This is a genomic window from Embleya scabrispora DSM 41855, assembly GCF_000372745.1.
Lineage (GTDB): Bacteria > Actinomycetota > Actinomycetes > Streptomycetales > Streptomycetaceae > Embleya > Embleya scabrispora.
The window spans coordinates 117,907-129,478 of the sequence record NZ_KB889669.1 but is presented as its reverse complement, the minus strand read 5'-3'; the positions used below and the strand labels follow the sequence as shown (position 1 = coordinate 129,478).

Genomic DNA, 11,572 nt, shown 5'->3' with positions numbered 1-11,572 from the left:
GACCAGCGATTCGACCGCGCGCTTGTTGCACGCGGGCAGCCCGATCTTGGTCAGGAAGTCGGCGAAGGAGTTGAACTTCCCCTTGCTCGTGCGCGCTTCGACGATGTCGTTGATGACGTTGTCGCCCACGTTGCGGATCGCCCGCAGGCCGAACCGCACGTCGGAGCCGACGGCGGTGAAGTCGGCCACGGACTCGTTGACGTCGGGCGAGAGCACCCGGATGCCGGCCGACCTGGCATCGGCCAGGTACATGCCCATCTTGTCCTTTTCGTCGCCCACCGAGGTGAGCAGCGCGGCCATGTACTCGGCCGGGAAGTTCGCCTTGAGATAGGCCGTTTGGTAGGACACCAGGCCGTACGCGGCGGAGTGCGACTTGTTGAACGCGTAGCCGGCGAACGGGACCAGTACATCCCACACCGCCTGGATCGCCTCGTCACCGTAGCCGCGTTCGCGGCAGCCGGCCTGGAACGGGATGAACTCCTTCTCCAGGACTTCCTTCTTCTTCTTGCCCATCGCGCGGCGGAGCAGGTCGGCCTGGCCCAGGCTGTAGCCGGCCAACACCTGCGCGGCACGCTGAACCTGCTCCTGATACACGATCAGGCCGTAGGTGGGGCCCAGGACTTCGTTGAGCGGCTTCTCCAACTCGGGGTGGATCGGCGTGATCTCCTGCTGCCCGTTCTTGCGCAGCGCGTAGTTGATGTGCGAGTTCATGCCCATCGGGCCGGGTCGGTACAGCGCGGAGACCGCGGAGATGTCCTCGAACTCGGTCGGCTTCATCAGCTTGAGCAGCGCGCGCATGGGGCCGCCATCGAGCTGGAACACGCCCAATGTGTCGCCGCGGGAGAGCAGTTCGAACGTGGTCGGGTCGTCGAGCGGAATCTTCTCGATGTCGACGTCGACGCCGCGGTTGGCCTTGATGATCTTGATGGCGTGATCGATGATGCCCAGGTTCCGCAGACCCAGGAAGTCCATCTTGACCAGGCCCATCGACTCACACGAGGGGTAGTCGAAGCCGGTGATGATCACGCCGTCCTTGTCCCGCCGGTGCAGCGGGATCAGGTCGATCAGCGGGGTCGAGGACAGGATGACCGCGGCGGCGTGCACGCCGGTGCCGCGGGTCAGGCCCTCGATGCCGCGCGCGGTGTCGATCACCATTTTCACTTCGGGGTCGGACTCGTACAGCGCGCGGATCTCGCCGGCCTCGGTGTAGCGCGGGTGGTCCTTGTCGAACATGCCCGCGAGCGGCATCGACTTGCCCATGATGTCCGGCGGGTACGCCTTGGTGATCCGGTCGCCGGTGGCGAACGGGAAGCCCAGGATCCGGCTGGAGTCCTTGATCGCGGCCTTGGCCTTGATCGTGCCGAAGGTGTTGACCTGCGCGGTGTAGGCCGAACCGTACTTATCGGTGACGTAGCGCACCATCTGGTCGCGCTGGCGGTCGTCGAAGTCGATGTCGACGTCCGGCGGGTTGATCCGCTCGGGGTTGAGGAAGCGCTCGAACAGCAGGTCGTAGTCGAGCGGATTCAGGCCGGTGATTCCGGTGAGGTAGGCCACCATCGAACCGGCCGCCGAGCCTCGACCGGGACCGACGGGGATGCCGTTGTCCCGGGCGTACTGGCAGATGTCGGCGACCACGAGGAAGTAGGAGTCGAAGCCCATGGGCGTGATCACGCCCATCTCCAACTCGATCCGGTCCAGCACCTCCCGGCTCGGGTTGTCGCCGAACCGCCGCTTCAGGCCAGCGGTGATCTTCTTGCGCAGGTACGTCGCCTGCGTCTCGCCTTCCGGGACGTCGAACTGCGGCATCCGGTTGACCTCGGCGAACACCTCGTCGTAGGGCTGGATGCGCTCGGCGATGGCCAGGGTGTTGTCGCACGACTCGGGCAGTTCGCCGAACAGCCGGCGCATCTCGTCCGAGGTCTTGATGTAGTAGCCGGTGCCCGCGAACTTGAACCGGTTCGGGTCGGCCTTGTTCTTGCCCACGCCCACGCACAGCAGCGAGTCGTGCGCGTCGGCCTGGTCCTCGGTGACGTAGTGCGAGTCGTTGGTGGCCAGGAGCGGGATGTCCAACTCCTTGGCGATCCGCAGCAGGTCCTGACGCACCGTGCGCTCGATGTCGAGGCCGTGGTCCATCAGTTCCAGGAAGTAGTTCTCCTTGCCGAAGATGTCCTGGTACGCGGAGGCCGCCTTGATCGCCTCGTCGTACTGGCCCAGGCGCAACCGGGTCTGTACCTCGCCGGACGGGCAGCCGGTGGTGGCGATGATGCCCTCGTGGTGCTGCGCGATCAGCTCGCGGTCCATCCGGGGCTTCATGTAGTAGCCCTCGATGGACGCCAGGCTGGAGAGCCGGAACAGGTTCCGCAGGCCCTGCGCGTTCTCCGCCCACATCGTCATGTGGGTGTACCGGCCGCCACCGGAGACGTCCTTGCCGCCCTCGCCGTCCTCGCTCGGCGCGCGCTTGCCGCCGGGCGCCCAGAACTCGGGGCGGCGGGCGTGCCGGGTGCTGGGGGCGACGTACGCCTCGATGCCGATGATCGGCTTGACGCCGTGCTTCTTGGACGTGCCCTGGAACTCGTAGGCGCCGAACATGTTGCCGTGGTCGCTCATGGCCACCGCGGGCATGCCCTGACGGGCCACCTCGGCGAACAGCTTGTCGTTCTTCGCCGCTCCGTCCAGCATCGAGTACTCGGTGTGGACATGCAGGTGAACGAACGAGTCAGACACGGTGTGTGAGGCTCCTCGAAGGGGGCGGCGGGGACCATCCACCATAACGCGGCGGAGGTCGGCAACCGGGTGTCCGAGGCAGGTGTCCGCAGCCGCCGGCGAAGGCTTTTCCGAGTCGTTTCCGAGCCGTATCCGAGTGGCCCCACAGTGGCCCGCGAAGCGGTTCATGCGTGGATTCGCGTGGGTTCGGGGGGCCGTCGTGCGGGTTTTGCGGGGGGCTGCGCGGGTTGTCGTGTCGGCTGCCGCCCCGGCTGTCCCCTCGGGCCGTCGGGGACCTCGGCGGCTGCCGGCGGGGGCTTCGGCGCGGGTCCGGCGCCGGCCTTGCGCGGGCGTCTACCCGGGGGTCTGCGCGGCGGCTCGGGCGGCGGCTTCGCGGCGGCGCAGCGGGGGGAGGGTGGGGGGTGGCTGGCGGCGCTCGGGGAGTTCGGCGAGCAGCACCCTCGTCGCCTCGGCGATCGCCGCCACGGCGCGCTCGACGGCCTCCTCGGTGCGGGGCGACGTGGTCTGCACGCCACCTACTTTGCGGACGTATTGACGGGCGGCGGCTTCGATCTCCACGTCGGTGGCGGCGGGGTCGAGTCCGCGGAGCGTCGTGATGTTTCGGCACATGCCTTTCAGGCTAGGCGGGGCGGCCGACATGTGTGTCGCGGTCGGCGGGCGGTGGGCGTGGGCTGTGCAGGGGCGGGTGGGTGCTCGGGTTGGTGGCCGTTGCCTCGGCGGGGTTCGGGCGTTGGGCCTTGTGTAGGTCGGACGCGAGGAGGAGTGGCGCATGGGCGTGGCCGGTGCGGGGCCCGGGCGGCTGTTGGTTTCTTCGGGGACGCGTGACCACCGCTACGACCCCGCGACCGCCTGGCGGGTGTACCAGGGCGAGGACGGCAGCCTCACGGTCAGCACGGACGCGTGGCAGGAGGAGTCGCACACGCTGATGGCGATCCGCACCGACTGGTACGCCGACGCCGCGGCGGCCTCGGCGGCGGGCGGGATGCCGCCGGACGTGGCCGGCCGGGTCACCCGCGCCTTGGGCGCCGAGCCGCTTCCGCCGCCTCCGTACCGCGACTTCGCCGAGGCGTTTCGCGCGGGCGTCACGCCGACTCCTCCGGAGCCGGTCCCGGGCCTGGAGTTGGCTGTTCGGCACCGACCCGCACAGGACGAGTTCGGCGTGGGCGGCGACTGGTACGACGTCTTCACGCTGAACGACGGCCAGGTCGCGCTGGTGGTCGGCGACGTCCAGGGCCACGGCGCGAGCACCGCGCCGATCATGGCCAGGATCCGCACCCTGCTGCACGCGTACGCGGTGGTCACTCCCGATCCCGGCCGGACGCTCGGGCTGGTGAACGACTTCCTGGACCGCTTTCCCGGTCCGGCCCACGCCACCTGCACGCTGGCCTACCTGGATCCGACGGCCGGCAGTCTGCGGGTCGCGCGGGCCGCGCATCCGCCACTGCTGCTCGCCGACCCCGCCGGGACGCCGCGGATCGAGGACGTCGAGGGCGGGCTGCCGCTGGGCATGCTGGCCGATCAGGGCTATCCGTGCACGACGCTCACGGTGGCTCCCGGGGAGACCCTGGTCCTGGTCACCGACGGACTGGTCGAGGGTCCGCAGCTGGCGCTGGACCAGGGCATGGAACGGCTCGCGCACCGCTTCCGGCGCAGCCGGGGTCTGGACCTGGAGGCGACCGCGGAACGCTTGTTCAAACTCGCCGACCTGACCGGTCACCGGGACGACGTGACGATGTTGCTGGCGCGGACGAAGGCGGGTTGACCGCGCCGCATTTCTCGCGTCGCAACGATCGCGGGTAAAGGGCGGCGATTGTCGATCGCCCTTCGATTTCGGGCCGACCGGTGTTTTCCCACGCGTTTTCGGTGCCGGTTCCACCGCATCGGAGCAGACCGAGGTGTCGCGGGCCACAAAGGGCCGTTCCCCTGGAACTTCCGCCTTTGGCGCGAGAGGATCTGACTATGCGTCAGCTCGATGTCCCGGGCGGCGCCTGGCATCTGACGTGACGTTAGCCACGTGTAAACAAAGTTCCGGCCGACGCTCGCATACTGTCCCGTACGCAGACCTCATACAGGCGTATGCAGCGCTGGTTGAACCAGGCGATTTTGGGAGGCTCCACGTGGAGTTCGGCATCTTCCTGAACGGGTACACCCCCGGTCCGGCCGCTCACGATCGCGCGAGCGAGCACCTCGTGCTCATGCGCGAGTTGGAATTGGCCATCAAGGCCGACAAGCACAACTGGAAGTACGCCTGGTTCGGCGAGCACCACGGTCTGGTCGAGTACAGCCACATGTCGGCTCCCGAGGTCGCCATCGGTTACGTCGCGGCCAAGACCGAGCGCATCCACCTGGCGACCGGCATCAACAGCCTGTCGCCGCGCAAGGAGCACCCGGTCCGCTACGCCGAGCGCGCCGCGATGATGGACCACATCACCGAGGGTCGCTTCGAGTGGGGCACCGGCCGCGGCGCGGGCAGCCACGAGATGGCCTCGTTCAACATCATGGACAAGAACTCGACGAAGACCGAGTGGGACGAGGTCATTCGCGAGATCCCCCGGATGTGGGCGCAGACGGACTACACGTTCGAGGGCGACCACTTCACGGTGCCGACCCCGCACGACATCCACCCGAAGCCGTACGGCGAGTCGCACCCGCCGATCTGGGTCGCCTGTGGCAACCCGGCCACCTTCGGCAAGGCCGGCTCGATGGGCATCGGCGCGATCGCGTTCAACTTCGAACCGGTCTACAACCTCAAGGGCCGGATCGAGGCCTACAAGGAAGCCGCCGAGAACCCGGTCGAGATCGTCGGCGACTACCAGAACAACAACGTGATGATGACGAACGCCGTCATCTGTCTGTCCGACCGCAAGCGCGCTCGCGAGATCGCGCTCAGCAAGGGCCGCGGCTACCTGGTCACCCTGGTGAACCTGTACCACGACACCATGCCGAAGTCGGCGGACGCGATCACCTGGCCGTCGCCCACCTTCGACCTCTCGATGGGCGGGGACGAGCTGCTGGACCAGCTGATCGAGGGCGGCTTCATGCTCGTCGGCACCCCGGACGAGGTGTGCGAGCAGGTCAAGGCGTACCAGGAGGTGGGCTGTGACCAGCTCGTCTTCGGCATCAACGACGGTATGACGCACGAGGAGAACCTCGAGATGCTCGAGCTCTTCGGCAACCAGGTCATCCCGGAGTTCGACAAGGACCCGGAGCACTCGACCACCAAGTACCGCCGCAACGCGGTGCCGAAGTACGGCCGCTTCCAGGGCGCGGGCCCGGACCCCGACCTCAAGGTCGAGGTGCTCCCGACGAGCGCGGTGCTGCCGCTCCCGTACCCCTCGGCGTAATCCGGGCGGGCTGCGAACAGGTCGAGGCCATCGGGGAGATCCCGGTGGCCTCGCGCGTTTCGACGAGCGGTCGGCCCGTCGGCGGTCGATCGTCGAGTGGTCGACCCGGTCCGGTGCGCCCTCACGTCGCGTGAGGTGCGACCTCCTCGTGCTCCGCGTCGCCGGGCGGCCCGTCACCGTCGTCGCCACCGCGCCCGCGCCGGCGGCGGGCCGCGAGCACGCGGCGGGTGACCTCGATCAGGACGGTGATCACCGCGGCGGTCGCCAGCCCCGCGCCGATGCCCTTGATCGGGCTGCCCTCGAACACGCTCCCGCCCCAGAACCCGAGCAGTACGCCGTACATCGCCCAGGTCAGACCCGCGACGGCGGTGAATGCCCGGAAGCGTGCGATCGGGTACTCGACCATGCCGGCGACCAACGAGATCGCGGTCCGACCGCCGGGGATGTACCTGCCGGCGATGATCATCACGCCGCCGTGGTCGGCCAGCCAGCGCTCCGCCCGCTCCCGGGCCCGCCGGCCGCGCTCGCCGCTGAGCATGTGCCGGTTCGCGAAGGGTTCGGCCCAACGGCCGATGGCGTAGGTGATGTTGTCGCCCAGGAACGCGCCGAGCGCGCCGGCCAGTATGAGCAGGAAGAGATTGGGCGAGAAGCCGCTCACGGTGGCGAACACGCCGCACGCGATCAGTGAGCTCTCGCTCGGCAGGATCGGCAACATCGCGTCCAGGAGCGCGGTGAGGAAGACGATCAGGTAGGCCCACGGGGAGTCCGCGAAGGACATGATCGGGTCGAACCACGCGTCCACGGTCACGCTCCCTCGCAGGTGTCCCCGACCGGTCCGCGGCCGACTCGGACGATTGTTCGGTGCGGCCGCCTGTTTCGGCGGCTACCCACCGGGAGCACAAACAAGGCACCGTGCGCCGATCGGTCGAACGTCTGTCAGGCTTGATCCCTTCGACTCGACCCCTAATTCGAGACGGATCATTCGACGCACACGAACAACGCGAGGGACGTGGCATGGACGCCGTTCACGAAGGTCTGGACGCCGTGCGGGCGGAGCTGGTCGGCCTCGATCGCCCCGTGGTCCGCCTACTGGAGCCGGGCCTGCCGGCCGAGGCGGTGCGCACCCGGGTGGGCGCCGCGGTGCCCGCCGAGCTGGTCTCCTGGTTCGGCTGGGCGGACGGCACCCGCGAGGAGCCGGACCAACTGGTGGACGAGGCATCGTTCATACCCGGTTACGTCCTGGTCAGCCTGGCGGAGGCGCTGGAGTTCCGGGACGAGGTCGAGATGGACCAGCCGGAGGGCGTGCAGTGGATGCCGCTGCTGGTGTCGCCCGCCGCCGACTTCTACGCGGCGGTCTGGGACGGCTCGGACGTCCAGGTGGCGAGCTATGTGCAGGGCGCGGACGAGCCGATGGTGTACGCGTCGATCCCGCTGATGTTGCGCACGGTCACCGAAAGCTTCCGGACCGGAGCGTTCGAGGTGGACGAGGAGGGCTACTTCGACATGCATCCCGAGCTCTGCGACCGGGTCTACGAGGCGCTGAACGGCTGAAACGTTGCACGCGGGTGAGGTAATTCACGTCACGTTCCCTCGTACATACGGGGGCGTAGGTCGCTGGGCTACCTTGTCCGCGTGCCTATACCCCGTCGCCGGACCGTCGCGCTCGGCCTCGCTCCGCTGCTGATCGCCGGTCTCGCCTCGTGCGGGCTGCTGTCCGACTCCGAGGACTCGTCGGGCAAGACCAAGAACGCCGCGGACGCGAATCCGGTGGTCGGTACGGGCGGCTCCTCGGCGACGCCGGGCGCGGGGTCCGCCCCGCCCTCGGCCCCGGCCGCACCGGGCACCGAGATCTCCGTCGCGTTCGCGGGTGACGTGCACTTCTTCGAGCGCACCGTGCCACGCCTGAACGCGGGCGCCGAGGGTGCGCTCGGCCCGATCGGCAAGACGCTGGAGGCGGCCGATCTGGCGATGGTCAACCTGGAGAGTGCGATCACCGAGCGCGGCACGCCGGAGAACAAGACGTACCACTTCCGGGCCCCGGCGAAGGCGCTGACCGAGCTGAAGGCGGTCGGGATAGACGCGGTCAGCATGGCCAACAACCATGCCGTGGACTACGGCAAGGTCGGCTTGGAGGACTCGGTCGCCGCCGTTCGGAACCCGCCGATCGGCGTGGCCGGCATCGGCAAGGACGCGGCGGAGGCGTACCGCCCGGTGATCCGGGAGGCAAAGGGCGTCAAGGTCGCGTTCCTGGCCGCCAGCCAGGTGCAGGACATCACCAACCAGCTCTACCAGGCCGGGCCGAACAAGCCCGGGATAGCCACCGCGCTGCAGACCGACCGGCTGGTGCAGGCCGTGCGGGACGCGAAGAAGCAGGCCGACGTGGTGATCGTGTACATGCACTGGGGCATAGAGGGCGACAAGTGCCCGAGCGCGGACCAGAAGAGCGTGACCCGCAAGCTCGCGGACGCGGGCGCGGCGGCGATCCTGGGCACCCATGCGCACGTCATGCAGGGCGCCGGCTGGCTGGGCGACACCTACGTGGGCTACGGCTACGGCAACTTCCTCTGGTACGGCACGTCCCCGTACCCGAACTCGAACGACACCGGCGTGGCGACGCTGACCATCAAGGACGGCAAGGTCGTCGGCGAGAAGTTCACGCCGGCCTCGATCGACAAGCGCGGGGTGCCGATGCCGGTGACCGGCGCCGAGTCCAAGCGCATCCTGGACCGCCGGGAGACGCTGCGTCCGTGCACCGGATTGGCCGCGGCGCCGAAGAAATAGCCCGCGCGGGCCGACCGGCGAAGCGGGTCCGGGTCGTTCGCACGGCCGGGAACGCGCCGGCCGGGACCGGGGCGCGCTTGGTAGGTTGGCGGCCATGCTCCTCCTCTGTGCGTAGGACCGCCCCGACCTGGCCCCCGTCTACGGGGCCGGTCGTTTGGACGTCCACGCAGGCTTTTCGGTGCGGCCCGGCCGCGCCGACTTCGCGGAGGAATTCCCCCTGTGGCCGCCGAGCCCTCTTCCGTTCCCGCCGTCGCGCGTTCCGCGCCGGCTCCCTCCTACGCCGCCGTGCTGCGGATCCCCGGCGCCCGACGGGCGTTCGGGGCCGCGTTGGTGGGACGACTGTCCTACGGGATGGTCGCGCTGTCCTTGTTGCTCGCGGTCAAGGCCGGCACCGGGTCGTACGCCGTGGCGGGCACGGTGATGGCGCTGTTCGGGGCGACCAGCGTGTTCCTGTCCCCGGCCCGGGCCGCGCTGGTCGACCGGTACGGGCCGCGGCGGGCGTTGCCGCCGATGGTCGCGGTGTACGCGACGTTGCTGGTCACCATCGCGGTGGCCACCTGGCGGCCGGGGGTCTCCGGGCCGTGGCTGGGGATCGCGGTCGCGGCGGCCGGGGCCTGCACGCCGCCGGTCGGGCCGGTGATGCGTGCGTTGTGGAGCGAACTGGCCGTCGACCGCGAGCTGTTGCAGCGGGCGTACAGCCTGGACGGGGTGGCCGAGGAGATCCTGTTCGCGTTCGGGCCGTTGCTGGTGGGTGTGCTCGTGGGCGTGGCGCCCGCGGCGGCCGGGGTGGCGGTGAGCGCGGGACTGATCACGGTCGGGACGCTCGCGCTGGTGTCGTCGCCGGCGGTGGGCCGATCGGCGGCGCGGGCCGCGCGGCCCGTCGCGCACGAAGCCGCGGCGGCGCCGGAGCCGCCCCGAACCGGCCTGTGGCGAGCGGTGGTTGCCGCTGCCGGGGTGGGCCTGGCGTTGGGCGCGGTCGACTTGCTCGCGGTCGCGTTCGCCGACGAGCGGGGGCGGTCCGCGGTGGTGGCCTGGATCCTGGCCGCGCTCTCGATCGGCAGCGCGGTCGGTGGCCTGGCGCACGGCGCGGTGTCCTGGCGGATCCCGGCCGACCGCCGACTGCCGCTGCTCGCGCTCGGCCTGGGCCTGTCCCTGGCCGCCGCCGGCCTGTCGCCGAACCTCTACGTCCTGGCCGCGGCGGCCGCGGTCACCGGCCTGTTCGTGGCGCCGGCGATCACCACGGCGTACCTGCTCGCCGACGCGTGTGCCACCGCGAACACCCGGACCAGGGTCGGCGCGTGGGTCAACACCGCGCTCAACGCCGGCGCCTCGGGCGGCACGGCGGCCACCGGCCTGCTGATCGATCGGGCGCCGCTCCCCCTGGTCTTCGCGGCAGCCGGCCTACCGGCCCTGGCGGCCGCCGCGAGCACGGGCATCCGGCCCGGGAGAGCGCCGCGCCCGCCCGGTCCGGCGGCCGCGGCGGGGAAGGCCCCGACGGTCACCTCGTGACGGTGCGGCCGCGACGCCCTGGAGCCGGCGCTCGTCGCAGCGTCGGGGTCAGGCGCCGGCCAGCCGGGCCAAGGGGTCGCCGGTGAGGCGGTAGCCGATCCATTCGCGTTCGGGGACGGCGCCCAGCGAGTCGTAGAAGCCGATGCCGGGCTCGTTCCAGTCCAGGACGGCCCATTGGAGGCGGGCGTAGCCTCGGGCGGTGCAGATTCCGGCCAAATGCTTCAGAAGAGCCTTGCCGTGGCCGCCGCCTCGGGCTTCCGGGCGGACGAACAGGTCTTCGAGGTAAATCCCGTGCACACCCTCCCAGGTGGAGAAATTCAGGAAGTACACGGCGAAGCCGACCGCCTCGCCGCTCGTGTCGTCCTCGGCGATCAGGGCGAAGGCCGCCGGGTTCGGGCCGAACAGGGCCGTGTGCAACTGGGCCTCGGTGGCCTTGACCTCGTGCAGCAACTTCTCGTAGGCGGCGAGTTCGCGGACGAGGGCGTGGACGGCGGGGATGTCGGCTTCGGTGGCTTCGCGGATCATGACCCGAAGCTACCTCGGCCCCGCCCTTCGTTCCGGGAGTTTTCGGGCCCGGGGCCTATGCCGTCGGAGCCACGTACATGTAGGACTTCTCCTCGCTGCGCGAGGAGATCCGCCACTCGCCGTCCACGCGTGTGAAGGTGTCGAGGTACCACAGGCCGCAGAACATCACCGGGCCCGGCGTCTCCTCGTCCTCGCCCTTGAAGACCATCGGGTTGTGGCACATGGTGCGGCCCGTGGCGGTGTCCCCGTCGACGGTGATCGACGAGTTCGAGATCAGGTGCTGATAGGCGCCGAAGCCGGGCATCACCGAGGCCAGGAACTCCTTGGTCTCCTTCAGGCCGCCCTTGGAGCCGCCCATCGCCGAGTAGTCGATGTGCGCGTCGGCGGTGAAGACCGCGTCCAGCGCGTCCCAGTCGCCCGTGTCCACCGCGTGCGAGTACCGGACCATCAGGTCCTGTATCTCCATTCGGTCCGAGATCTCCTGAAGCGTCAGCATATGTGTGCCCGCCCTTTCCGGCGCTGCGGCGTCGTTCCGTGCACGCGGACGACGTGAGGAGCCAACTTGACACGAACAAGCACATGGCGAAAGAGGCATGACCTCGGCGCGACGGTGAAAAGTCCGATCCCGGGGTTAGTACGAAGAATGCTCGGGGGACCCGCCCCGGTATCGGCAACCGGGCCGTCGCCGA

General features: G+C 69.7%; 10 protein-coding genes. 5 read left to right on the top strand and 5 right to left on the bottom strand.

Annotated elements, in window-relative coordinates; translation table 11 throughout:
- Together dnaE and A3IC_RS0122640 are read right to left on the bottom strand one after the other, a co-directional pair.
- Nucleotides 1-2,724, bottom strand: a 2,724-nt coding sequence (gene dnaE, locus A3IC_RS0122645) for a DNA polymerase III subunit alpha (protein WP_020552343.1), incomplete at its 3' end; no start/stop codon positions are given.
- A 333-nt stretch (nt 2,725-3,057) separates the two neighbouring features.
- Entirely contained in the window at nt 3,058-3,333 is a 276-nt protein-coding gene (locus A3IC_RS0122640; protein WP_020552342.1) for a DUF2277 domain-containing protein, read from the bottom strand.
- Between the two features lie 160 nt (nt 3,334-3,493).
- On the opposite strand from A3IC_RS0122640, the gene A3IC_RS55955 reads away from it, so the two are divergent.
- Both A3IC_RS55955 and A3IC_RS55950 read left to right on the top strand, forming a co-directional pair.
- Nucleotides 3,494-4,486 (top strand): PP2C family protein-serine/threonine phosphatase, encoded by a 993-nt coding sequence (locus tag A3IC_RS55955; RefSeq protein WP_020552341.1) that lies wholly within the window; start codon nt 3,494-3,496, stop codon nt 4,484-4,486.
- Between the two features lie 355 nt (nt 4,487-4,841).
- A complete protein-coding gene (locus A3IC_RS55950; protein ID WP_020552340.1) occupies nt 4,842-6,068 on the top strand; it encodes an LLM class flavin-dependent oxidoreductase in 1,227 nt (408 codons plus the stop codon).
- Nucleotides 6,069-6,189: 121 nt separating this feature from the next.
- Here A3IC_RS55950 and A3IC_RS55945 read toward each other — a convergent pair whose 3' ends face one another.
- On the bottom strand, nt 6,190-6,870 hold the full coding sequence (locus A3IC_RS55945; RefSeq protein WP_158696055.1) for a DedA family protein: 681 nt from the start codon (nt 6,868-6,870) through the stop codon (nt 6,190-6,192).
- A 212-nt stretch (nt 6,871-7,082) separates the two neighbouring features.
- Between A3IC_RS55945 and A3IC_RS66815 the strand changes: the two genes are divergently transcribed.
- The 3 genes from A3IC_RS66815 to A3IC_RS0122610 all read left to right on the top strand — a co-directional run bounded on the left by A3IC_RS66815 (nt 7,083) and on the right by A3IC_RS0122610 (nt 10,358).
- A complete protein-coding gene (locus A3IC_RS66815; protein ID WP_020552338.1) occupies nt 7,083-7,619 on the top strand; it encodes a hypothetical protein in 537 nt (178 codons plus the stop codon).
- 81 nt (nt 7,620-7,700) lie between these two features.
- Entirely contained in the window at nt 7,701-8,849 is a 1,149-nt protein-coding gene (locus A3IC_RS0122615; RefSeq protein WP_020552337.1) for a CapA family protein, read from the top strand.
- Between the two features lie 219 nt (nt 8,850-9,068).
- Entirely contained in the window at nt 9,069-10,358 is a 1,290-nt protein-coding gene (locus A3IC_RS0122610; protein ID WP_020552336.1) for an MFS transporter, read from the top strand.
- A gap of 48 nt (nt 10,359-10,406) precedes the next feature.
- Here the strand turns inward: A3IC_RS0122610 and A3IC_RS0122605 are convergent, their stop codons facing one another.
- A complete protein-coding gene (locus tag A3IC_RS0122605; protein ID WP_020552335.1) occupies nt 10,407-10,883 on the bottom strand; it encodes a GNAT family N-acetyltransferase in 477 nt (158 codons plus the stop codon).
- Nucleotides 10,884-10,938: 55 nt separating this feature from the next.
- Nucleotides 10,939-11,379, bottom strand: a complete 441-nt coding sequence (locus A3IC_RS0122600; RefSeq protein WP_020552334.1) for a nuclear transport factor 2 family protein — start codon at nt 11,377-11,379, stop codon at nt 10,939-10,941.
- Between the last annotated feature and the right edge of the window lie 193 nt (nt 11,380-11,572).